22 protein-coding genes are annotated in these 21,953 nt (G+C 68.4%); 12 read left to right on the forward strand and 10 right to left on the reverse strand.

Translation table 11 applies throughout. The annotated features are described in order from the left end of the window. Window positions 1-152: 152 nt before the first annotated feature. Both AB8619_RS05135 and AB8619_RS05140 read left to right on the forward strand, forming a co-directional pair. Window positions 153-4,070: a multifunctional oxoglutarate decarboxylase/oxoglutarate dehydrogenase thiamine pyrophosphate-binding subunit/dihydrolipoyllysine-residue succinyltransferase subunit gene (locus AB8619_RS05135; protein ID WP_436796346.1), complete on the forward strand. Its 3,918-nt coding sequence runs from the start codon at window positions 153-155 to the stop codon at window positions 4,068-4,070. Continuing rightward, window positions 4,064-4,639: an AAA family ATPase gene (locus AB8619_RS05140; protein ID WP_436795386.1), complete on the forward strand. Its 576-nt coding sequence runs from the start codon at window positions 4,064-4,066 to the stop codon at window positions 4,637-4,639. Before AB8619_RS05135 ends, AB8619_RS05140 begins: the two co-directional genes overlap by 7 nt. Here the strand turns inward: AB8619_RS05140 and AB8619_RS05145 are convergent. The 3 genes from AB8619_RS05145 to AB8619_RS05155 are packed head-to-tail and all read right to left on the reverse strand — an operon-like array spanning window position 4,629 to window position 7,319. Continuing rightward, window positions 4,629-5,825, reverse strand: coding sequence for a PP2C family protein-serine/threonine phosphatase (locus AB8619_RS05145; protein WP_436795387.1), 1,197 nt, complete (start codon window positions 5,823-5,825; stop codon window positions 4,629-4,631). The two genes, AB8619_RS05140 and AB8619_RS05145, sit on opposite strands and share 11 nt — an antisense overlap. Continuing rightward, the gene (locus AB8619_RS05150) at window positions 5,822-6,634 is read right to left on the reverse strand and encodes an alpha/beta fold hydrolase (protein WP_436795388.1); all 813 of its coding nucleotides are present in this window, start codon (window positions 6,632-6,634) and stop codon (window positions 5,822-5,824) included. The genes AB8619_RS05145 and AB8619_RS05150 overlap by 4 nt, the downstream gene beginning before the upstream one ends. A gap of 28 nt (window positions 6,635-6,662) precedes the next feature. Continuing rightward, window positions 6,663-7,319 carry an HAD-IA family hydrolase gene (locus AB8619_RS05155; RefSeq protein WP_436795389.1) on the reverse strand — a complete coding sequence of 219 codons (657 nt, stop codon included), beginning with the start codon at window positions 7,317-7,319 and terminating at the stop codon, window positions 6,663-6,665. Window positions 7,320-7,392: 73 nt separating this feature from the next. Between AB8619_RS05155 and AB8619_RS05160 the strand changes: the two genes are divergently transcribed. Next, window positions 7,393-8,814 carry a S1 RNA-binding domain-containing protein gene (locus tag AB8619_RS05160; protein WP_436795390.1) on the forward strand — a complete coding sequence of 474 codons (1,422 nt, stop codon included), beginning with the start codon at window positions 7,393-7,395 and terminating at the stop codon, window positions 8,812-8,814. A gap of 1 nt (window position 8,815) precedes the next feature. On the opposite strand, the gene AB8619_RS05165 is transcribed toward AB8619_RS05160, so the two are convergent. From AB8619_RS05165 to AB8619_RS05180, 4 genes are read right to left on the reverse strand one after another with little or no spacing between them, the layout of a single operon-like run. Beyond that, entirely contained in the window at window positions 8,816-9,553 is a 738-nt protein-coding gene (locus AB8619_RS05165; RefSeq protein WP_436795391.1) for a PaaI family thioesterase, read from the reverse strand. 41 nt (window positions 9,554-9,594) lie between these two features. After that, a complete protein-coding gene (locus tag AB8619_RS05170) occupies window positions 9,595-10,371 on the reverse strand; it encodes an exodeoxyribonuclease III (RefSeq protein ID WP_436795392.1) in 777 nt (258 codons plus the stop codon). An 11-nt stretch (window positions 10,372-10,382) separates the two neighbouring features. Further along, window positions 10,383-10,874: a DUF2505 family protein gene (locus tag AB8619_RS05175; RefSeq protein ID WP_436795393.1), complete on the reverse strand. Its 492-nt coding sequence runs from the start codon at window positions 10,872-10,874 to the stop codon at window positions 10,383-10,385. Next, a complete protein-coding gene (locus tag AB8619_RS05180; RefSeq protein WP_436795394.1) occupies window positions 10,871-12,808 on the reverse strand; it encodes a UvrD-helicase domain-containing protein in 1,938 nt (645 codons plus the stop codon). Before AB8619_RS05180 ends, AB8619_RS05175 begins: the two co-directional genes overlap by 4 nt. A 52-nt stretch (window positions 12,809-12,860) precedes the next feature. On the opposite strand from AB8619_RS05180, the gene AB8619_RS05185 reads away from it, so the two are divergent. Together AB8619_RS05185 and AB8619_RS05190 are read left to right on the forward strand one after the other, a co-directional pair. Next, entirely contained in the window at window positions 12,861-13,214 is a 354-nt protein-coding gene (locus AB8619_RS05185; protein ID WP_436795395.1) for a metallopeptidase family protein, read from the forward strand. A 9-nt stretch (window positions 13,215-13,223) separates the two neighbouring features. Beyond that, on the forward strand, window positions 13,224-13,847 hold the full coding sequence (locus AB8619_RS05190; RefSeq protein ID WP_436795396.1) for a PH domain-containing protein: 624 nt from the start codon (window positions 13,224-13,226) through the stop codon (window positions 13,845-13,847). Here AB8619_RS05190 and galK read toward each other — a convergent pair. Next, window positions 13,844-14,875, reverse strand: a complete 1,032-nt coding sequence (gene galK / locus AB8619_RS05195) for a galactokinase (RefSeq protein WP_436795397.1) — start codon at window positions 14,873-14,875, stop codon at window positions 13,844-13,846. The two genes, AB8619_RS05190 and galK, sit on opposite strands and share 4 nt — an antisense overlap. 75 nt (window positions 14,876-14,950) lie before the next feature. Between galK and AB8619_RS05200 the strand changes: the two genes are divergently transcribed. The 6 genes from AB8619_RS05200 (at window position 14,951) to AB8619_RS05225 (ending at window position 19,444) form a co-directional block, all read left to right on the forward strand. After that, window positions 14,951-15,838: an alpha/beta fold hydrolase gene (locus tag AB8619_RS05200; RefSeq protein WP_436795398.1), complete on the forward strand. Its 888-nt coding sequence runs from the start codon at window positions 14,951-14,953 to the stop codon at window positions 15,836-15,838. A gap of 35 nt (window positions 15,839-15,873) precedes the next feature. After that, window positions 15,874-17,019, forward strand: coding sequence for a CaiB/BaiF CoA transferase family protein (locus AB8619_RS05205; protein ID WP_436795399.1), 1,146 nt, complete (start codon window positions 15,874-15,876; stop codon window positions 17,017-17,019). A 126-nt stretch (window positions 17,020-17,145) separates the two neighbouring features. Continuing rightward, window positions 17,146-17,943 (forward strand): PIG-L family deacetylase, encoded by a 798-nt coding sequence (locus AB8619_RS05210; RefSeq protein WP_436795400.1) that lies wholly within the window; start codon window positions 17,146-17,148, stop codon window positions 17,941-17,943. A gap of 10 nt (window positions 17,944-17,953) precedes the next feature. Further along, window positions 17,954-18,274, forward strand: a complete 321-nt coding sequence (locus AB8619_RS05215; protein WP_436795401.1) for an antibiotic biosynthesis monooxygenase family protein — start codon at window positions 17,954-17,956, stop codon at window positions 18,272-18,274. Continuing rightward, on the forward strand, window positions 18,271-18,633 hold the full coding sequence (locus AB8619_RS05220) for a hypothetical protein (RefSeq protein WP_436795402.1): 363 nt from the start codon (window positions 18,271-18,273) through the stop codon (window positions 18,631-18,633). The genes AB8619_RS05215 and AB8619_RS05220 overlap by 4 nt, the downstream gene beginning before the upstream one ends. A 40-nt stretch (window positions 18,634-18,673) precedes the next feature. Beyond that, the gene (locus AB8619_RS05225; protein WP_436795403.1) at window positions 18,674-19,444 is read left to right on the forward strand and encodes a hypothetical protein; all 771 of its coding nucleotides are present in this window, start codon (window positions 18,674-18,676) and stop codon (window positions 19,442-19,444) included. Here AB8619_RS05225 and AB8619_RS05230 read toward each other — a convergent pair. Next, complete coding sequence (locus AB8619_RS05230) at window positions 19,419-19,655, reverse strand: Lrp/AsnC ligand binding domain-containing protein (protein WP_436795404.1); 237 nt, start codon at window positions 19,653-19,655, stop codon at window positions 19,419-19,421. The genes AB8619_RS05225 and AB8619_RS05230 overlap by 26 nt on opposite strands. Before the next feature lie 106 nt (window positions 19,656-19,761). Between AB8619_RS05230 and AB8619_RS05235 the strand changes: the two genes are divergently transcribed. Beyond that, entirely contained in the window at window positions 19,762-20,031 is a 270-nt protein-coding gene (locus tag AB8619_RS05235) for a hypothetical protein (RefSeq protein WP_436795405.1), read from the forward strand. A 90-nt stretch (window positions 20,032-20,121) separates the two neighbouring features. Here AB8619_RS05235 and AB8619_RS05240 read toward each other — a convergent pair whose 3' ends face one another. Next, complete coding sequence (locus tag AB8619_RS05240) at window positions 20,122-21,921, reverse strand: phosphoenolpyruvate carboxykinase (GTP) (RefSeq protein ID WP_436795406.1); 1,800 nt, start codon at window positions 21,919-21,921, stop codon at window positions 20,122-20,124. Between the last annotated feature and the right edge of the window lie 32 nt (window positions 21,922-21,953).

Below are 21,953 nucleotides of genomic sequence, written 5' to 3' on the forward strand. Positions count from 1 at the left end.
CCCTGCGACGTCCGTCCGGGGTCCAGGGGCGTCGAGCGGCTGGTTCGGGTCAGTGCGTCAGTGGCCGGCGGCATCGGTGATCGGCCCCGACCGAGGGAAGAAGTCGCGGAGTGCCGCTTCCCGGTGAAGAGCAGGTTCTCCTCGGCGGTACGATCCGGAACGTGCCTGAACAGCAGCTCCCCGATCTCACCGGACCGAATTCGTGGATGGTCGACGAGATGTACGAGTCGTACCTCGCCGACCCCACGTCGGTCAGCGAGGCATGGCAGGACTTCTTCGCCGACTACAAGCGGGACATCGACGCCGAGCCGTCCGTGGCCGTGAGCAGCGTCGCCGACGCCCCGGCAGCCACCCCGGCCCCCGCCGCGGCAGCGAAGCCGGCGGAGTCGAAGCAGGCCGAGAAGAAGGCCGCGGCCGAGGCCGACGTGCCCGGGGAGCCCATCCGCGGCGTCGGAGCCCGCATCGTCGAGAACATGGAGAAGTCGCTCGAGGTCCCCACGGCCACGAGTTTCCGCCAGATCCCCGCGAAGCTGCTCGAGGTCAACCGCCGGGTGATCAACGGCTACCTCGGACGGACCCGCGGCGGGAAGGTCAGCTTCACCCACCTCATCGGCTACGCCGTCGTCCGTGCCATCACCGACACCATGCCGGTGATGAACGACAGCTTCGCCGAGGGGCCCGACGGAAAGCCCCGGCGGGTCAAGAACGAGCACCTCGGTCTCGGCATCGCCGTCGACCTCGAGAAGCCGGACGGCTCCCGCACCCTGATGGTCCCGGTCATCAAGGATGCCGACACCCTCGACTTCAAGGGGTTCTGGGCCAGCTACGAGGAACTGATCCGCAAGGTCCGCAACAACAAGCTGAGCCCCGACGACTTCAGCGGGATCACCGTCAGCCTCACGAACCCCGGGACCATCGGCACCGTCCAGTCGGTCCCTCGCCTCATGCCCGGCCAGGGCCTCATCGTCGGCGTCGGCTCGATCGACTACCCGGCCGAGTACCAGGCCGCCGATCCCGACACCCTCGCCGACCTGGGTCTGTCGAAGGTCATCACGATCACGTCGACCTACGACCACCGGATCATCCAGGGTGCCGAGTCGGGCATGTTCCTCAAGCGGGTGCACGAACTGCTGCTCGGTGAGGACAGGTTCTACGACGACATCTTCCGCGCCATCGGCGTTCCCTACGAGGCGGTCCAGTGGCGCACCGACGTGCGTCCGGTCGATCAGGAACAGCATCGGCTCGAGAAGCAGATGGCCGTCCAGCGGCTCATCAACATGTACCGGGTGCGTGGGCACCTCATCGCCGACCTCGACCCGTTGCGCTGGCGCGAGCCGCACATGCACCACGAGCTCGACCCGCTCAGTTACGGCCTCACGATCTGGGACCTCGACCGCGAGTACCTGACCGGCGGCCTCGCCGGCAGCGACCGGATGACCTTGGGCAACATCCTCAAGGTCCTCCGTGACGCGTACTGCCGCACGCTCGGCATCGAGTACATGTACATCCAGGAGCCGGAGCAGAAGGCCTGGATCCAGGAGCAGGTCGAGGGCGTCTCGGTCGAGCTCCCGCCCGAGGAGCAGCAGCACGTCCTCGGTCGCCTCAACGCCGCCGAGGCGTTCGAGAAGTTCCTGGCCACCAAGTACGTGGGTCAGAAGCGCTTCGGGCTCGAGGGTGGTGAGTCGGCGATCGTGATCCTCGACGCCGTGCTCGAGGCCGCCGCCGACAACTCGATGGACAAGGCGATCATCGGCATGGCCCACCGCGGTCGGCTCAACGTCCTCGTCAACATCGCCGGCAAGCACCACGACAAGCTCTTCAGCGAGTTCGAGGGCCACGTGCCGGAGAACTCCGTCCAGGGGTCCGGCGACGTGAAGTACCACCTCGGCCAGGAGGGGGTGTTCGAGTCCCGCCACAACACCAAGATCCCGGTGGCACTCGCCGCCAACCCCAGCCACCTCGAGGCCGTCGACCCCGTCGTCATCGGCATGGTCCGCGCCATCGAGGACCAGATCGACCAACCCGACGCCTTCTCGGTGTTGCCGATCCTGATCCACGGCGACGCCGCGTTCGCGGGCCAGGGCGTCGTGGCCGAGACGCTGCAGATGTCCGACATCCGTGGCTACCGCGTCGGTGGCACGGTTCACCTCATCATCAACAACCAGATCGGCTACACGACGACACCCGAGGCGAGCCGGTCGGGCTTCTATTCGACCGACGTGGCCAAGATGGTCCAGTCGCCCGTGATCCACGTCAACGGCGACGACCCCGAGGCCTGCGTACGCGCCGCCCGCCTCGCCTTCGCCTTCCGGCAGAAGTTCAACAAGGACGTCGTGATCGACATGGTCTGCTACCGGCGCCATGGTCACAACGAGGGCGACGACCCGAGCTACACCCAGCCGCTGATGTACGCCGCGATCGACCAGCACCGCTCGGTCCGCAAGCTCTACACCGAGTCGCTCGTCAAGCGCGGCCACCTCACCCTCGAGGAGGCCGAGCACGCCCTCGACGACTTCCAGCAGCGTCTGCAGGAGTCGCTCGACGAGACCCGTTCGTCGGCTCCCGATTCCGAGGTCGTCGCTGCGGAACCACCGCCGCCCCCGGGCGTGTTGCCCCATGTCGACACCCACGTCGACCGTCCGGTGCTCGACCATGTCTTCGCCACGCTCGATTCGTGGCCCGACGACTTCAACATCCACCCGAAGCTCGAGCGCCAGTTCAAGACCCGCAAGAAGATGTGGGACGAGGGCGAGGTCGACTGGGGTCTGGCCGAGTCGCTGGCCTACGGCACCCTCCTGATCGAGGGCACCGACATCCGTCTGGCCGGACAGGACACGCGGCGAGGCACCTTCGCCCACCGCCACGCCGTCTACCACGACCATCTCAACGGCGCCGAGTACACGCCGCTCGCCAACCTCACGAGCGACCCGGCCGAGCAGGGCAAGTTCTGGGTCTACGACTCGCTGCTCAGCGAGTACGCAGCCCTCGGGTTCGAGTACGGCTACGCCGTCGAGAACAAGGACGCACTCGTCCTCTGGGAGGCGCAGTTCGGCGACTTCGTCAACGGCGCGCAGATCGTCATCGACCAGTTCATCGTCGCCGCCGGCGACAAGTGGAACCAGGACGCCGGTCTCGTCATGCTCCTGCCCCACGGCTACGAGGGACAGGGCCCCGAGCACAGCTCGGCACGCATGGAGCGCTTCCTGCTGCTCTGCGCCGAGGACAACATCCAGGTGGCCAACTGCACCACGTCGGCGCAGTTCTTCCACCTCCTGCGTCGCCAGCTCAAGCGGGAGATCCGCCGGCCGCTGGTCGTGTTCACGCCGAAGTCGCTGCTGCGGGCCAAGTCGGCACGCTCACCGATCGATGAGTTGGTCAACGGCACCTTCGAGGAGGTGCTCCCCGATCCCGCAGAGCTGGATGCCAGCGCCGTGAACCGCGTGGTGCTGGCGTCGGGCAAGGTCGCCCAGGACGCACTGGCCGCTCGCGATGAACGCGGCGCTCCCGTGGCGATCGTGCGGGTCGAGCAGCTCTACCCCTGGCCGGAGGCCGCGTTGCAGGAGCAGGTCGGTCGCTACCCGAACGCCACCGAGTTGGTCTGGCTCCAGGAGGAGCCCGAGAACATGGGTTCGTGGAACTTCGCAAAGGGTCGTCTCTACGACGGCTTCGGCGACAGCCACAAGATCCAGCGTGTCTCGCGCTTCGAGTCCGGGTCGCCGGCGACCGGCTCCAACGCCATCCATCACCAGGAGCAGGCGGCGATCCTCGACAAGGCCCTCTCCTTTGAACGCCCGGTCCTCTTGAACGTCGGCCGGCGCCTCTCGCGAACTGGTCCTCGAGACGTGTCCGAACCGTCGTACTCGCCGGCGTCTGACAGAGCATCGGACGACGCGACGCAGCGGGTGCACCATCACGCGTGGACGTCGCATCCGGCGGTCGTGCCGGTCGGTGCGGTGGTGACGCTGTGCGGGCTCACGCTGTCGGGCCCTCGACCTGACGCGTCCGAGTTGCCGTGTTGCCCGATGTGCGCTGCCGAGATGGAGACGCTCGGTCACCGCTGCCGATGGTGACGGAGCGCCCGACCGTCGTCTTGATGGTGGGGGAGCCCGGCAGCGGGAAGACCACGCTCGGCTCCGCGTTGGCTCGCGTGCTGCGGATCCCGTTCCTCGCTCGCGACGACGTCCGGACCGGCATCTGGTTCACCGGCGGAGCCTGGGGTGATGCTCCGGGCCCGGCCCCGTCGCCGGAGCACGCGGTCGACGCGTTCTTGACCCTCGTGGAGCAGATGGCCACCCTTGGCGTGAGCGCCGTCGTCGAGTACGTGTTCCGTGCGTCGCGACCTCAGGACCTCGACCGGCTCATCGAGGTGGCCGACTGTGTCGTCGTCCGGACCACCTGTGGCGACGCTGCGGGCAGACGGGTCGCCCGTGACCTCGCCGACCGGCTCCTGGCCAGACGACCGGTGCTCGATGCCCTGGGTCATGACACCATCGAATCGCAGGTCGAAGCATCGACGGCGAGGATGGCCGCCGTGACGGAGCAGATGCGCGTCGACTTCGACCTGCCGGTCCTCGACGTCGACACCGACGGCGGCTACGAGCCGTCGATGGACGAGATCGTCGCGTTCGTCACCCGTTGACCGGGGGAGTGGCGCGGAGCACCAGCACGGCGATGTCGTCGCGGGCGTCGCCGCTTTGGAAGTCGATCGCAGCGTCGGCGAGTGTCGCAGCGACCTCCTGCGCGGGATGGCGTGCAGTCCGCTCCAGGATCTCGGCGATCCGGTCCTCGCCGAAGAACTCGTCACCGCGGCGCGCTTCGAGGACGCCGTCGGTGAACAGCACCAGGGTCTCGCCAGGGGCGAGCACCCGGTGGGCATCGTGGAGGCGAGGTGGCCCGAGCATGCCGAGGAGTGCACCGGGGGTGCCGAACTCCTCGATCGATCCGTCGGTGTCGACGAGGAGCGGGAGATGGTGACCACCGACCGACACGCTCACGCGGATGCCGTCGGCGCGCCTCCTCACGCGCAGGTAGACCGCGGTGCAGAACCCCTGGGTGTCGCTGTGCTCCATCGCATGGTGGAGGTCCGACAACACGGCACGCGGCGACCGGGTTCGCATGGCGGACGCCCGGACCGTGTATCGGGCGAGGGCGGTGTCGACGGCCGCTGCCGCGCCCTTGCCGCAGACGTCACCGAGGACGACGCCCCAGGCGCCGTCGCTGATCTCGAAGACGTCGTAGAAGTCGCCACCGACGATCGTCCCGTCCCCAGCGGCGTGATACACCCCGGCGACGTCGACGCCGTCGATCTCGGGAAGCGACGGCGGGAGCAGCGTTCGCTGCAGGGTCTCGGCGAGCTGCCTGGACCGCTCGGCCGCATCTTCCGCCTCTCGGCGCGCTCGCAGCAGTTCGTGTTCGTACGCGCGACGTTCACGGGCGTCGAATACGGCGATGCGAACCGTGCTGCGACCGTTTCCCGCTCCCTCGACACGCGACAGGTTCAACAGGACCGGCAACGCCTCGCCCGACGCACAACGCACCTCGACGGCGAGTTCGCGTCCGACCCCCTGCATCTCGAGTGCCGGAGCGATGCTGGTCTCCCAGAAGATCCGGTCGCCGACGGAGAGCAGGTCGAGGAACGACTGCCTGGCGATCAGGTCTTCTCGCCGGTGCCCTGTCCAGTCGCAGAACGTCTGGTTGGCCTTGATGATCGTACGGTCGGCGTCGATCGACACGTACCCGCACGGAGCGGTCTCGTAGAGCTCGACCGGGTCGTCTTCGAGGAGTGCGTCGAAGAAGGCAGATGAGGGTCCGTCGAGGTCGGTCACGCGGAGGGCGAGTCGCCGGCGAGGTATGCATGGATCGCGTCGGCGGTCTCGTCCGGAGCGCTCAGGTTCGGGCAGTGGCCGCTGGCGTCGAGGAGCACGAACTCCGACGTCGGGAGATGGTCGTGGACGTAGCGACCGACGGGCTCGGCCGCGATGATGTCGTTCCGGCACTGGAGAACGAGACAGGGGGTCTGCACCGAGGTCAGATCGTCGCGGTTGTCGGACGTGAAGGTGACACGGGCGAAGCGACGCTGGATGTCGGGATCGGCACGGCAGAAGCTCTCGGTCAGTTCGTGGCCGAGCTCCGGGCGGTCGTCGTTGCCCATGATCATCGGCGCCATCTGCGCCGACCAGCCCAGGTAGTTGCTGTCGAGCGAGTCGAGGAGGCCCTCGATGTCGTCCTCCGTGAACCCCCCGACGTAGTCGCCGTCGTCGATGTAGCGGGCCGATGGGCCGACGAGGACGAGATGGGCGAAGAGGTCGGGTCGACGGATCGATGCGAGGACGCCGATCATCGCGCTCACGCTGTGGCCGACGAACACGACGTCGCGCAGGCCGAGGTCGTCGCAGAGGTCGATGACGTCGATCGCGTATCCGTCGAGCGACGAGTGGCGGTCGACGTCGTAGGTGTCCGGGTCGGCGTGGCCGGCACCGGCATGGTCGAAGAGGATGCAGCGATGCGTCGCTGCGAACCGTGGAACCACACCGCGCCACATGTTCTGGTCACAGCCGAACCCGTGGGCGAACAGCATCGGCGGACCGTCGGCCACTCCGGAGACCGTGACGTTGTGGCGATCAGCGATGGTCATCCCTGGTCAGGGTACCGATCGTCCCGGTTCATCGGAGAGGGAAGCCCACGACCGCCTCGAGTTCTGCGATCGCGACGTCGGGGTCGACGACCTTGATCGTCGTCATGCCCATCGCCGCCGCCGGCTTGAGGTTGATGCCCAGATCGTCGAGGAACACGGCTTCGCCGGGGTCGATGCCCAACTCCTCGCACGCGATCTCGTAGAAGCGAGGGTCAGGCTTGCGGCAGCCGGCCTTCGACGACTCCACGACCACGTCGAAGAGGTCCATGACCCCGTCGAAGCTCTCCGGGTCCATGCGTGCCCGGTCGTCGTCCTGTGACGGTGCGACGAAGTTGTTGGTCAGGCAGGCGGTCTTGAGGTGCTCGCCGCAGCGGCGGAGTGCTTCGACCATCTGTGGGCGGATCGTGCCCCGCAACCCGGCGAGGATCGCCGCAGCGTCGACCGTGTGGCCGGCGGCTCGGGCTTCGGCCTCGAAGCGCGCGCAGAACTCCGGGATGGTGACCTCGTTGCGTTCCATCTTCGCCCAGGCGTTGTCGTCGGGGTTCGTCGCGTTCAGGCCGCGGATGAAGTCGACGGGGAGTCCGTTGGCTCGCTCGTAGTCGGCGAACGCCTCGAAGGGACTCGACAGGATCACTCCGCCGAAGTCGAACAGCGCTGCGGTGATGGGTCGTGAACCGGAAGACATGAGCGAGGTGTAGCACGCTCTCCGCGCAGGGTCCGTACTCGCGGGCGGGTGCCGTGGTTGACTGGCGTCGCCAATGGCCAAACAACCACACCTCGTCGTCGACGGCTCGAACATCGCCACGGAAGGCCGTTCGTTGCCGAGCCTCCAGCAGTTGCTGGATGCTGTTGACGCGGTCACCAAAGAGTTCAGTCCCGACAACGTCACCGTCATCGTCGACGCCACGTTCGGTCACCGCATCGACGCCTCCGAGAAGGAGGAGTACGACGAGAAGACGAGCACCGGAGCGATCATCACGCCTCCGGCCGGTGTGATCGGACGTGGTGACGCCTTCATCCTCGAGGTCGCCGATCGTGCCGATGCCGTGGTCCTGTCGAACGACTCGTTCCAGGAGTTCCACGGCAAGTTCGACTGGCTCTTCACCGAGGGTCGACTGCTGGGTGGCAAGCACGTCCCCGGTGTCGGATGGATCTTCCTCGCTCGCTCTCCCGTGCGAGGCCCGACGAGCCGCAAAGCGGTGTCCGAGGCCAAGCGGAAGCGTCGCGGGTCCAAGCAGGCAGCGTCGACGTCGCCTCGGAAGAAGGCCGCCTCGAAGTCCACGGCGAAGTCCGGTGGGTCGAGAAAGAGCGCAGCCAAGCCCAAGTCCGGTTCGAAGTCGGCGTCGAAGTCGGGGAACGACTCGGCGCGCAAGAGCGGCGGCAAGGAACCCCAGCCGTACAACGAGCCCCTGCCCTTCATCGAGTTCGTCGGTGCACATCCCGTCGGTTCGGTCGTCGCCGGCGAGGTCGAGCAGTTCTCGTCGCACGGGGCCTACGTGCTCGTCGACGGGACCCGCTGCTACATCCCACTCAAGGCGCTGGGCGATCCCGCCCCTCGCAGCGCACGCGACGTCCTGACCATGGGCGAGACCCGCGACTTCGTGGTCGACGCCATCGACACCCCGCGTCGGGGCATCGACCTGGTCGTCTCCGAGCTCCCGTCGAGCGGCCCCGCGGCCGAACCCGACGACGAGCCCACACCCTCGGCGGAGCCTGCTCCGCCCAAGGCGTCAGCCGCAGCGACACCGGCCGGCGGAAATCAGAAGCTCAGCGTGTCGCAGCGACGGAAGTTGCGGGCGCAAGAGGCCGCAGCCGCCGCGGAAGCCACCACGGAAACCAGCGAACCGGTGAGGGAGACGATGGCAGCGAAGAAGGCATCGAAGAAGAAGGCAGCGACCAAGAAGAAGGCTCCGGCCAAGAAGGCGCCTGCCAAGAAGAAGGCTCCGGCCAAGAAGGCGCCAGCGAAGAAGAAGGCTCCGGCCAAGAAGGCGCCTGCCAAGAAGAAGGCTCCGGCCAAGAAGGCGCCTGCCAAGAAGAAGGCTCCGGCCAAGAAGGCGCCTGCGAAGAAGAAGGCTCCGGCCAAGAAGGCGCCTGCGAAGAAGAAGGCTCCGGCCAAGAAGGCGCCTGCGAAGAAGAAGGCTCCGGCCAAGAAGGCCGCGAAGCGAGCCCGCAAGCGCTGAGTCAGTCGGGGCGCGGTGTCCCCGCCCCGTGGTGGTCGTCCCGGGCCTGTTCCATCTCTGCCAGCCGACCGAAGTCGATGGAGATGAACAGGCCCTGGGCCTCCGCGCAGAGACGGTCGCCGACGTGCAGCGTGCCCGTCGTGAAGTTCTTCCGGCCCTCGCGGCCCTCGAAGATCCCGGTGAACACGAGCTCCTCGTGGAGCGGCGTCGGCGAGCGGTAGTCCACCGAGAGTCGCCCGGTCATGCCCGGGGTCCCGGACAGCGACTGGGTCGCGCCCAGCACCTCGTCGAACGCGGCAGCGATGTAGCCGCCGTGGACACAGCCAGGCGGGCCCTCGTAGCCCCCGGCGAAGGTCACGACACCCTTCATGGTCTTGTCGTCGAGGACCGACAGCGCGATCGGCGGCGCCAGCGGATTCGAGTGCCCGAGCATCGGGCCGTGCTCGAAGAAGCCCTGTGGGTCGCCGGCGTTGGCCGACTCGCCGAACCCTGCGTACATCGACCGGGTCGTCGAGCGGTCGAAGGCCGACGCGACGGTCTCGAGCTGCGTCGCGGCGTCGCGTAGGACGTCGACGTCGAGGTCGGTCATCACCATGCCGTGCACCACGCGGCGGGCCGCGTCGGCCACACGTCGGAGTTCCTTGCCCCGCTCGGTGTGCACGCCGGCCGCGAGCGTCTCGATGTGTTCGAGCCACGCGCTCCGGATGTCGTCGGGTACGGAGTCGGGGAGATCGGTCACGGTGCCTTGGCTACCACGTCGCCAGCCCGCTCGTGAGCCGATCAGTCGGCGAAGTCGACCAGCAGCGGGGCGTGATCGGACGGGCCTTCGCCCTTGCGGGCGTTGCGGTCGACGACCGACCAACGGAGTCGTTCGGTCACCGAACGCGACGTGAGGACGTGGTCGATGCGCATCCCCTTGTGCTTGTGGAAGTTGCCGGCCCGATAGTCCCACCAGGTGTAGAGCCGATCGGTGTCGGGATGACAGTGGCGGAAGGCGTCGTCGGTTCCCCAGTCGAGGAGCGCCTGGAAGCGGGCCCGCTCCTCCGGGGTGATGTGCGTCGAGCCGTGGATGTCGGCCACGCTCCAGACGTCGCGGTCCTCGGGAGCGATGTTGAGGTCGCCACACACGATGACGTCGTCCGAGGGATCGGCGACCACGTCGAGATGACGCACGAGTCGGTCGAACCAGTCGAGCTTGTAGTGGAACTGCTCATGGCCGACCTCGCGACCGTTCGGCGCGTAGGCGGTGACCACGACCGTGGACCCGCATCGTGCCGTGAGGAGACGGGCCTCGTCGTCTGGTGGACCGTCGTCGGCGAAGCCATGGACGACGTCGTCGATGCCGATGCGGGACAGGATCGCGACGCCGTTCCATCGGCCCTGCCCGTGGTGGACGCCCTCGTAGCCGACCCCGGCGAGCGAGAGCGCGGGGAACGCGTCGTCGGCGAGCTTGGTCTCCTGGATGCAGAGCACGTCGGTGTCGGTCTCGCCGAGCCATGCCTCGACGCGGTCGAGGCGGGCCTTGAGCGAGTTGACGTTCCAGGTGGCGAGGCGCACGGACGGCGACGCTACCGGCCGTCGAGGAATCGTTCGACCACGCCCTGTTCGTCGGCGAGGTGCTCGCGCAGGCCGGAGGCGATGGCGCCCTCGACCGCTCGTCCGACGAGGGGGAACGAGATGTTGATCTCGATGTTGCCGATGCGCTCGCAGCCGTCCGGCGTGTCGACGAAGCGGTAGGTCCCGCGACCCCGGAACTGACTGGCGTGGTGATCCGGATGCAGCGTGAAGGTCACGAACTGTCGGTCGAGGTCGTGGACCGACTCGTCGACCCACGTGAGCTTGGCGCGGTCGACGGCCAACCGTGCCGCGCCGTTGAGTTCGCCGTCGAAGCGGTAGCGGACACGCATCCGAACGGTTGCCCCGTCGGTGTCCTGACTCAGGACCTCGGGAACACCGACCTTCGGGAGGTCGGCGAACGTGGGATAGAGCGCCGGATCGGTGAACGCCTCGGCACAGCGAGCAGCGGGGTGGTGGAACCGCTGCGTGACGGTGAACTTCACGTCCGCTCGACGGAGCGTTGCACGATGGCCAGGACCTCGGGAGCGAAGCGCCGCGCACGAGCGGGCCCGATGCCCGGGACATCGGCGATCGCTTCGACGCTGTCGGGCCGGCGTCGGGCGATCTCGCGGAGGGTGTCGTCGGCGAGCACCACCTGGGGCGAGGTCCGAGCCGCACGGGCTCGTCCGGCACGCCACGCCTGGAGCGCTGCGACCAGCGGGTCGGGTGCGGGGCTGGTACCCACCACGGCCCGTAGCGCGTCGAGGTGGGAGTACGGATGGTCGGTGGCCGTCGACTCGCCCGTCGCATTCGACTCGTCGAAGCGGGCCAGGAACGGGCTGCGCTCGCGGTCTCGCTGGACTCCCTTGATGGTCCGGACCCGTGCCCAGTGGAGGTGGACCTCGACCGCGGCGCGGGTGATCGCGACGTAGAGGAGCCGCGCCTCCTCGTCGCGTGCGGCTCGTCGTCGGGCGGAGATGTGGGGGATCGAACCGTCCTCGCACCCGACGATGTGCACGATCGGCCACTCGAGACCCTTCGCCGCGTGGATGGTCGACAGGGTGACCGCATCGATGCGGCCGGGCCGGTCCGAGAGCCGTGCATAGGCCCATCCCGAGAAGTCGCGGCCGGTCGTGCTCGGCTCCATCTCGACCCGATCCTCGGCGATCTCGGCCAGTTCGGCGACGGCGTCGCTGTCGCGTTCCGCGTCGGTGATCGCGTCGCCCAGCGCCGAGAGGAGCTGGCGGTCGTCCTGACTCAGCCGATAGAGCACTCGTCGCACCACCGGATCGCCGGTCAGGCTCGACTGTCGACGGACCTGGGTCGGCACGCCGACCGCACCGAGTCCGCGCTCGAGCGCCACCACCTGGTCATGCGTCCGGGCGAGGACGGCGAACGACGACCACGGCGCGTCAGGGCCCCGCCGTCGGCGGATGTCGGTCCCCACTCCCGTGACCTCCGCGACCTCGTCCCGGTGGGTCCGGAGTCGCGCCGGTGGTCCGGCAGCGCCCGTGGACACCGGGTGTCGGTCGGGGAGTCCCGCTGCCCGGATCACGTCGGCCGCCGCAGCCGTGATCTGGGGCGTCGAGCGGTGGGTCCGGTCGAGGTGGATGGTCTCGAGCGCCGACCAGCGATCGCCGAGCGTGTCGAGCAGGGTCGGGTCGGCGCCGTTCCATCCGTAGATCGACTGGTGCGGGTCGCCGACGACGAAGACGTCCCACCGGTCGCCCCGCCAGGCCTCGAGCAGCGAGAACTGCAGCGGGTTGACGTCCTGGAACTCGTCCACGAACAGATGGCGGAAGCGCCAGCGCTGCGCGGCGGCGAACGCACGGTCGCCCTCGATCGCACTGGTACACGCGGCCAGCAGGTCGTCGAAGTCGACGACGTGGCGTCGGGTCTTGGCCGTCTCGAACTCCTGGAAGCGTTGCGCGACCCATCCGGCGGGTCGGCGGGTGCGTCGTCCTGCAGCCCGCGCCGCCTCCTCGTAGCCGTCGGGGCGGACCATGCGCGCCCGTGCCCATGCGATCTCGCCGGCGAGGTCGACGATCTCGAGTGGCGTGGCGTTCGGTGCGACCTGTTCGCGCAGGAAGGGCCGGACCTGGTCGAGTAGTTGAGGAGCCGCTCGGCCGGTGGAGGCCCAGCGATCCTTCAGCAGACGCCACGCCACGCCGTGGAAGGTGCCGGCCTCGATGGTGTCGTGCAGGCCGAGCGACCGCAGTCGTCCCTGCAGCTCGGCGGCCGCCTTCCGAGTGAACGTGACGCACAGGATGTGGTCGGGCTCGATGTCGCCGGTGGCGACCCGGTGGGCGATACGCGAGGTGAGGACGCGCGTCTTGCCCGATCCGGCGGGAGCGACCACCGCCAACGGCATGGCCGGAGAGACCACTGCTCGGCGCTGCGCCTCGTCGAGTCCGCCGAGTACGGCGTCCGGGTCCATCGGACCCAGGCTAGAGATGGCAGCGACCGTCCGGCGCTACCGTCGCCGGCCGATGGTCGACATCGACGCCCCCACCTTCGAGCGCCTCGTCGCCGCGGCCCTCGACGAGCTCCCCGAGCCACTCGCCGACGCGCTCGACAACGTCATGGTCCGCATCCGCACCGGGCGTCGAACCGGCAGTCTCCTCGGCAAGTACGAGGGCATCCCGCTCACCGAACGCGAGGACTACGGGGGCTGGGGGCAGGCGCCGATGCCCGACCAGGTGACGATCTACCGCCTCCCGATCTGTGCGATCTGTTCCACCGAGGACGAGGTCGTCGAACAGGTCCGGATCACCGTGATCCACGAGCTCGCGCACCACTTCGGGATCGACGATCACCGACTCGACGAGTTGGGGTGGGCGTAAGATCCGGCCGTGGCGTTCCCCCGGAAGTTGCTCAATGACACCGAAGAGATCGTGCTCGACCTGAATCCACACGTGTGGTTCCTGGCCAAGCAGACGGTCCTGTTGGTCGTGTCGCTCATCCTCGGCGTGGTCGTGCTCGTCCTCGACTGGCCCGACATCGTCAAGATCCTCGTGGGACTCCTCATCCTCGGAGCGCTGGGATGGCTCGGTGTCCGCTGGATCGACTGGCGCTCCACCAACTTCGTGGTCACGACCGATCGGCTGATCTACCGCCACGGCGTGTTGACCAAGAAGGGGATCGAGATCCCGCTCGACCGGGTCAACAACGTGATGTTCTCCCAGACCGTCCTCGAGCGCGTGCTCGGCGCCGGTGATCTGGTGATCGAGTCGGCGGGCGAGAGCGGCCGCCAGGCCTTCTCCGACGTCCGCAAGCCGACGGCGGTGCAGAACGAGATCTACCGGCAGATCGAGGCGAACGAGAACCGCAAGTTCGACCGCATCGGTGGCAACGCCGCTGCCGCCGGTGGCTCGTCGAAGGCCGATGAGTTGGCCAAGCTCGACGACCTCCGTGCCCGAGGCGTCCTCAGCGCCGAGGAGTTCGCGGTCGAGAAGGCTCGCCTCCTGGGTTCCTAGAGGTCCGGTTCCCGGAGGTCCGGCGCATCCTGGGCGTCGACCCGGGCCGGCCCGCCTGGTCGCACGCGCCACCCCTCCTCCAGCGCGCCGGGTTCGGTGACGGCGACGACGCAGCCGCCCCACCCGCCGCCGGTCATCCGGGCGCCGTGGACGCCGGGTGTCGCGACGAGGCGAGCGACCGTGTCGTCGACCGTCGGGGTCGAGCACTCGAAGTCGTCGCGCAGCGAGTCGTGGCTCGCCGAGAAGAGCAGGCCCAGGCCGCGGAGGTCGTGGTCGGCCAGCGCTGCGGTGGCCGAGCGCACACGGGCGTTCTCGCTCACGACGTGCCGGGCGCGGCGTCGCAGCGTTCGGTCGGTGATCGTGCGCACGTCGTCGAGCGAGGCCGATCGCAGCGGGCCGATCTCGGCCTCGGCCGCCTCGCACTCGGCTCGGCGCTCCGCGTAGGCCGAGCCGGCGAGCGTGCGTTCCTGGCCGGAGTGGACCACGACGACCTCGAGGTCGTCGGGAAGTCGGATCGGCTCCGTGGTGAGCAACGAGCAGTCCATCAGCAGGGCGTGCCCCTCGACGCCTCGGGTCGACGACAGTTGGTCGAGGATCCCGCACGGGACGCCGCTGGCCCGCTGTTCCGCTCGCTGGCAGAGCGCGGCGACGGCATGGCTGTCGCCCTCGATGCCGAGCGCCATGGCCACGGCGACCTCGAGCGCTGCCGATGACGACAGCCCCGCTCCGATCGGCAGGTCGGACGTGACCACGCCACGGAATCCCCTGGTCGGGCCGGCTTCGGCGACGACGCCGGCGACGAAACGGGCCCACGGGGGAGTGACCTGCGCGGGGTCGTCGATGTCGATCGGGACGACGGCGGCGCCATCGGCGCGGTCCGAGGTCAACTCGACGACGTCGCCGCCACGGCTGCCGCGGATCGTGACGCCCAGGGTGAGGGCCATCGGCAGGCAGAGTCCGCCGGTGTAGTCGGTGTGATCGCCGAGGAGATTGACCCGGCCAGGGGCGAAGGCGACCACGTTGTCCACTTCGGGAACCGTACCCACCGCTCACCGGTACGCCGGTTCTTGACCACTCGGTCAAGGACCGGCAAGCATCCCCCCATGGGGGAGACCATCGTGAACGTGAACGGCATCGAACTGTGCGCCGAGGTGCGCGGTCCTGAGGCCGGCGAGCCGCTGCTCCTCGTCATGGGGCTGGGGGCGCAGAAGGCGAGCTGGGACATCGGCTTCGTCGAGTCGTTGATCGACCGGGGATACCGAGTCGTGTGGTTCGACAACCGCGACGTCGGTCTGTCGACGAAGTTCGACGACCAGCCTGTCGACATCGGTGAGTTGATGACCGCCGTGTTGTCGGGAGAGACGCCCGACGTGCCGTATCTGCTGGCCGACATGGCCGCCGATGCTGCCGGTCTGCTCGACGCCCTCGACATCGACGCTGCGCACATCGTCGGGGTCTCGATGGGCGGCATGATCGTGCAGCAGATGGCCATCGACCATCCCCACAAGATCCGTTCCGTGACGTCGATCATGTCGACGACTGGTGACAGCGATGTCGGACAGCCGTCGAGCGAGGCGTCGGCAGCCCTGCTGCGTCCGCCGGCGACGACGGTCGACGAGGCCGTGCAGGCGGCGCTCGAGGCCGAGCAGATCTGGGGCAGTCCGGCGTACCTCGACCCCGAAGCCGCGGAGACCCGCGCTCGCCGTGAGTGGGATCGCATGCAGTACCCCGCCGGCGTCGCGCGCCAGATCGCGGCGATCTTCTCCTCGCCCAGCCGCACGGCGGCGCTCGGTGAGGTCACGATGCCCTTCGGTGTCATCCACGGACTCGCCGACACGCTGGTGACCCCCTCCGGAGGAGCGCGAACGGCCGAGGCTGTGCCGCATGCCACGCACCTCGAGATCGAGGGCATGGGCCACAACCTCCCCAAGGCGCTGTGGCCGACGATCATCGACGCCATCTCCGCCACGGCCGCCGCAGCGACCGCCTGAACCACCCACATCACCAGAAGGAATCACGCACCCACATGGGACCCCTCCACGGAACCACCGTCCTCGAGATCGCCGGCATCGGCCCGGGACCGTTCTGCGCCATGCTCCTCGCCGACATGGGCGCCGACGTCATCCGCGTCGACCGGGCCGGTCAGGTCATGGGTGGCGACCCCGAGTCGCCGCCCGCCGACATCTTGAACCGCGGGCGCCGCTCGATCGGCCTCGACCTCAAGAACCCCGAGGGCGTCGAGGCGCTGCTGACCCTGGTCGAGAAGGCCGACGTCCTCATGGAGGGCTTCCGCCCCGGCGTCACCGAGCGTCTCGGCATCGGCCCGGACGAGTGCCTGGCTCGCAACCCGAAGCTCGTCTACGGACGGATGACCGGGTGGGGCCAGGAAGGCCCGTACTCGCAGGCCGCCGGCCATGACATCAACTACATCGCCCTCGCCGGCGCGCTCGATCCGATCGGACGACGCGGCGAGGCCCCGGTCCCGCCCCTCAACCTCGTCGGTGACTTCGGCGGCGGCGGCATGTTCCTCGCGTTCGGGATGGTGTGTGCGCTCCTCGAGGCCAAGAACTCGGGCGAGGGTCAGGTCGTCGACGCGGCGATGGTCGACGGCAGCGCGATCCTCACCACGATGTTCCACGCCTTCCGGGCGATGGGAATCTGGCACGACGAGCGCGGCACCAACATGCTCGACACCGGCGCCCACTACTACGACGTCTACGAGACCAGCGACGGCAAGTACGTGTCGATCGGGTCGATCGAGCCGCAGTTCTACGCCCAGCTCCTCGAGTTGTCCGGGTTGGGTCAGGAAGCGGATCTGCCGCATCAGCAGGACCGCGACCAGTGGCCGGCCATGAAGGAGAAGGTCGCCGCGATCTTCCGTTCGAAGACCCGCGACGAGTGGTGCGAGATCATGGAGCACACCGACGTCTGCTTCGCCCCGGTCCTCTCGCTCGGCGAGGCGCCGTCGCACCCGCACAATGTCGAGCGCGGCACGTTCGTCGAGCGCAACGGCGTCGTGCAGCCGGCCCCCGCCCCACGCTTCTCGCGCACCACGGCCGAGATCCAGCGTCCCCCGGCCCACGCCGGCCAGCACACCGACGAGGTCCTCGATCAGTTCGGCTTCGACGCCGACAAGATCACGGCGCTCCGCGCCGCCGGCGCCATCGCCTGACACCCCCTCCCCACCCGTTCTGGTGAACGGATGACACCACCAGGTGTCGCCGGTGTTCACCAGAACGGGTGGGGTCGGACGGTCGTGGGGAGCGGACCGGCGTCGTGGCCGCGGCATACTCGTCCGATGGCGACCATCGTCTCGTTCCACGCCCACCCCGACGACGAGTCGATCGCCACGGGAGGGACGCTCGCGCGTGCTGCCGCGGAAGGTCACCGGGTGGTCCTCGTGTTCGGCACGAGGGGCGAGTGTGGCGAGGTGGCCGAAGGCTTCCTCGCAGACGGAGAACCGCTCGGCGAGCGACGAGCGCTCGAGGTCGCGGCCTCGGCGGAGGCACTCGGCGCCCACCGGTTCGAGTTCCTGGGCTACCGCGACTCCGGGATGATCGACGAACCCACGAACGACGCGCCCGACTGCTTCTGGCAGGCCGACGTGGAGGAGGCGGCGGAACGTCTGGCCACCATCCTTCGTGACGAGCAGGCCGACGTCCTCACCGTCTACGACGACCACGGCGGCTACGGCCATCCCGACCACATCCAGGTCCACCGGGTCGGCCACCGGGCGGCCGAGATCGCCGGGACTCCGCACGTCTACGAGTCGACGATGAACCGCGACCACCTCCGTCGAGCGATGCAGGCGGCCGCGGCCGACAACCCCGACTACGACGGCCCCGACTTCGACGACCCCGACTCGGACTTCGGATCGCCCGAGTCGCTGATCACCACCACGGTCGACGTCACCGACTGGCTCGACGCCAAGCGGGCCTCGATGGCCGCCCATGCCTCGCAGATCCCCGACGACAGCTTCTTCCTCGCCATGCCCCCGGAGGCGTTCGCCATGGCGTTCGGCCACGAGTGGTTCATCCGGACCTCGCCGGCAGCACCGGGCACCGACGACTGGCTCCTGCCCACCGGCGTGCAGTAGCAAGACGCACGTGACCGTCATCAAGATCAACGCCATCACCGTCCCGGAGAACTCGGGCGACGAGCTCGCCAAGCGCTTCGCTGCTCGTGCCGGGGCCGTCGACGACCAGCCCGGTTTCGAGGGATTCGAGCTGCTGCAGCCGACCGACGACCGGAATGTCTGGCTGGTCGTCACCCGTTGGGCCGATCAGGAGAGCTTCGACACCTGGGTCGCCTCCAAGGACTTCGCCCACGGTCATCAGGGTGCGGACAAGCCCGCGCCGAGTGGCGGCCCCGTCTCGGTGTCCGCCGAGCTCTGGAGCTACCAGGTCGCCGGCGGTTCCGCGGGGTGATCCGCACGCTCCACGCCGACCTGGCGTGGTTCGTCATCATCGGCAATGCGCTCGCGGGTTGTTGGGCGCTCGGCGCCCACTGGCTGGAATCCCTCCGCGTGCGCCAGCTCTGGATCGCCACCACGGTGGTCGAGCTCTCGATCTTCGTCCAGGTGGCGCTCGGCGTCGTGCTGCTGAGTGTCGAGGACATCGAACTCGACCAGTTCCACACGTTCTACGGTTTCGTCGCGCTGGCGACCGTGGGGATCATCTACAGCTATCGAGCGCAGCTCGAGCCCTACAAGTACCTCCTCTACGGCGGGGGCGGGTTGTTCTTGATGGGTCTCGGCCTCCGGTCGATGCAGTTCAGCCCGTCGTGAGGTCGCGAGCGCGCTCGACGCCGGTCACTAGGGTCACCTCGTGATCGCCGTCGTCATCACCTGCGTGGTCGTCATCGCCGCGTTGGTCGTCGCCAACCTCCGACTGCGCTCGCATGTCGAGGCCGTGACCGATCTCGGTCGCGTCACCGCCGACGAGCGCGATGCCGCCCGCGCCGAAGCAGCAGTCGCGGCCGACGACGCGACGTTGGCCCGCAAGCAACGCGACGAGGCCCTCGAACGTGGGCATCGCTCTCGTCGTGACGCGGCCGAAGTCGCCAACCGACTCAGCGCCGAGACCGGCGCACGCGCCAGCCTCGAGACCGAGCTCGAGGTGGTGCGTGGCGAACTCGAGGAGATGCGGTCTGCCGCCGCCCTGGTCGACGTGTTGTGGAATCTCTCCGTCCGTCAGGCCGAATCGACCTGGAGGGTGAGCGTGGCCGTCGACCGCGACGCGGTCTCGCCCTTCGTGCAGACCCGTGACGCATTCCGCACCGCGGTGGAGATCGAGGTGGATGCCGCCCGCGAAGAGGCCGGCGCCGATCTCGAGTTGTCGTGGGACGGAGACGCCCCGGTGCCCACCGCGCACGCGCTCCTGGCACTGGCCGTCGTGCGCGACGTGGTCAACGCGTTGGGAACGACGACCGCGCGCACGATGCTCACGGTGCGGCGGCTCGACGATGCGGTCGAGGTGGCGGTCGGTGCTGTCGACGGTGACGGCCAGGTCGTCGCCGTGCCCTTCCCGGCAGGGTTGGAGACGTCGCCCGGAACGGTCCGGGTCGACGGATCTAGAGGTGGACGACCGGGCAGGTGAGCGTCCGGGTGATCCCGGCGATCATCTGCACCCGACTCACGACCATCTTGCCGAGCTCGTCGACGGTGTTCGCCTCGGCCCGAGCGATGACGTCGTAGGGGCCGGTCACGTCTTCGGACGAGGCCACCCCGTCGATGGTCCCGACCTCGGCCGCGACCTCGGCGGCCTTGCCCACCTCGGTCTGGATGAGGATGTATGCGCTGACGGCCATGGCTCGACCTTCCGTTCCGACGGACTGAGAGCGCCGACTCTATCGGCCGGGAGAATTTCTCGACCGGGACAAGGGGTGCGTCCGAATCGGGGCGAACAACACCGGTATGGACGAGCACGAGCAGTTGGTGACACGGGTGTCGGAAGAACAGGGCGACATCCTCGGAACCATTCAGCTCGTCGAAGGAGACGAGGCGCTGCACGAGCTGTTGTTCGAGCAACTCGTCGATCTCCTCGTCGAGGGCATGTTCCTCGACGTCCGTGACGAGTACTTGGCCGGCGAGCTCGACCACGATGCGTATCTCGCTTCGGTCTCCGATCTCGCCGACAAGTGCCGCGAGGGCGGTTTGCTCCCGCTACCATCGCGACACAGCTGACGGCTTCCTGTCCGAACCGCCGCTGACGCGAAGAACCCCGATCCGAGTCTCTCGGATCGGGGTTCGCTTCGTTTTCGACTCGGATCTCGTCTACGAGCTGAGGCGCTTCTCGAGGTCGGCCAGCTGATCCTCCAGCGTCTCGGGCAGTCGCTCGCCGATGAAGGCGAACTGCGCCTCGATCAGCGGGATCTCCTGGCGCCACGACTCGGCGTCGACCGAGAGCAGCTCGTCGAGCACGCCGGCGTCGATGTCGAGGTCGGACGTGTCGAGTGCGTCGGCGGTCGGGACCCTGCCGATCGGGGTGTCGGTGGCATCCGCCTGATCTTCCAGACGCTCGAGGACCCACTTGAGGACTCGGCTGTTGTCACCGAAGCCCGGCCACAGGAACGAACCGTCGTCGCCGCGGCGGAACCAGTTGACCCAGAAGAGCTTCGGGAGCTTGGCCCCGTCCTTCTTGCCGATGTCGAGCCAGTGCTGCATGTAGTCGCCGGCGTTGTAGCCGATGAAGGGGAGCATGGCGAAGGGGTCGAAGCGGACCTCGCCGACCTTGCCGGCTGCGGCCGCCGTCTTCTCGGAGCTCATGATCGAGCCGAGGAACACGCCGTGCTCCCAGTCGCGAGCTTCGGTCACCAGCGGGACGTTGGTGGCGCGACGACCGCCGAAGAGGATGGCCGAGATCGGCACGCCCTTCGGGTCCTCGAACTCGGGGGCGATCACGGGGCACTGCGCCGCAGGAGCGGTGAACCGGGCGTTGGGGTGCGCGGCGGGGGCATCGGACTCGGGGGTCCAGTCGTTGCCCTTCCAGTCGGTGAGGTGGGCGGGGGGCTCGGACATGCCCTCCCACCAGACGTCGCCGTCGTCGGTGGCCGCGACGTTGGTGAAGATCGAGTTGGCGTCGACCGACCGCATGGCGTTCTGGTTGGTCTCGTCGCTCGTGCCCGGGGCGACGCCGAAGAAGCCGGCCTCGGGGTTGATGGCGTAGAGCTGGCCGTCGTCGCCGAACTTGAGCCAGGCGATGTCGTCGCCGACACACTCGACCTTCCAGCCCGGGAGGGTGGGGACGAGCATCGCCATGTTGGTCTTGCCACACGCCGACGGGAACGCCGCTGCGACGTACTTCTTCTCGCCGTTCGGGGGCGTCACGCCGATGATGAGCATGTGCTCGGCCATCCAGCCCTCGTCGCGGGCCATGGTCGAGGCGATGCGCAGGGCGAAGCACTTCTTGCCGAGCAGGGCGTTGCCGCCGTAGCCCGAACCGTACGACCAGATCTCGCGGTCGTCGGGGAAGTGGCAGATGTACTTGTTCTCGGCGTCGCAGGGCCATGCGACGTCGGGACGCTCGTTGCCGTCGGCGTCGACCAGCGGGTAGCCGACCGAGTGGAGGCACTTGACCCACTCGCCGTCACCGAGGACGTCGAGGGCGCCCTGACCCATGCGGGTCATGATCTTCATGTTGACGGCGACGTACGCGCTGTCGGTGAGCTGGACGCCGATGTGGGCGATGGGGGAGCCGAGCGGGCCCATCGAGAACGGCACCACGTACATGGTGCGGCCCTTCATGGCGCCTCGGTAGAACGAGAGCACCTCTTCCTTCATCTCGGCCGGGGCCCGCCAGTTGTTCGTCGGGCCGGCGTCGATCTCCTCGGCGGAGTTGATGAACGTGCGCTCCTCGACCCGGGCCACATCGGCGGGGTCGGAGTTGCACAGGAAGCTGTTCGGACGCTTCGCGTCGTCGAGGCGGGTGAACGAACCCTGCTCGACCAGGAGACTCGTCAGGCGGTCCCACTCCTCGTCGGAGCCGTCGCACCACTCGATCGCGTCGGGCTGGAAGATCTCCGCCCATTCCGCCACCCAGGCCTTGAGCTTGCTGTTCTCGGTCGTCGAAGACATTTGGTCCTTCTCGCTTCCGTCGCGCCGTTGCG

The sequence above is a fragment of the Actinospongiicola halichondriae genome (assembly GCF_049103745.1).
Taxonomy (GTDB): Bacteria; Actinomycetota; Acidimicrobiia; order Acidimicrobiales; family Salinilacustritrichaceae; genus Salinilacustrithrix; species Salinilacustrithrix halichondriae.

Coding starts and splice junctions, on each gene's coding strand:
- AB8619_RS05140 (WP_436795386.1), top strand. CDS start 4,064: ATGGTGACGGAGCGCCCGACCGTCGTCTTGATGGTGGGGGAGCCCGGC.
- AB8619_RS05150 (WP_436795388.1), bottom strand. CDS start 6,634: ATGACCATCGCTGATCGCCACAACGTCACGGTCTCCGGAGTGGCCGAC.
- AB8619_RS05155 (WP_436795389.1), bottom strand. CDS start 7,319: ATGTCTTCCGGTTCACGACCCATCACCGCAGCGCTGTTCGACTTCGGC.
- AB8619_RS05160 (WP_436795390.1), top strand. CDS start 7,393: ATGGCCAAACAACCACACCTCGTCGTCGACGGCTCGAACATCGCCACG.
- AB8619_RS05180 (WP_436795394.1), bottom strand. CDS start 12,808: ATGGACCCGGACGCCGTACTCGGCGGACTCGACGAGGCGCAGCGCCGA.
- AB8619_RS05185 (WP_436795395.1), top strand. CDS start 12,861: ATGGTCGACATCGACGCCCCCACCTTCGAGCGCCTCGTCGCCGCGGCC.
- AB8619_RS05200 (WP_436795398.1), top strand. CDS start 14,951: ATGGGGGAGACCATCGTGAACGTGAACGGCATCGAACTGTGCGCCGAG.
- AB8619_RS05205 (WP_436795399.1), top strand. CDS start 15,874: ATGGGACCCCTCCACGGAACCACCGTCCTCGAGATCGCCGGCATCGGC.
- AB8619_RS05210 (WP_436795400.1), top strand. CDS start 17,146: ATGGCGACCATCGTCTCGTTCCACGCCCACCCCGACGACGAGTCGATC.
- AB8619_RS05230 (WP_436795404.1), bottom strand. CDS start 19,655: ATGGCCGTCAGCGCATACATCCTCATCCAGACCGAGGTGGGCAAGGCC.
- AB8619_RS05235 (WP_436795405.1), top strand. CDS start 19,762: ATGGACGAGCACGAGCAGTTGGTGACACGGGTGTCGGAAGAACAGGGC.
- AB8619_RS05240 (WP_436795406.1), bottom strand. CDS start 21,921: ATGTCTTCGACGACCGAGAACAGCAAGCTCAAGGCCTGGGTGGCGGAA.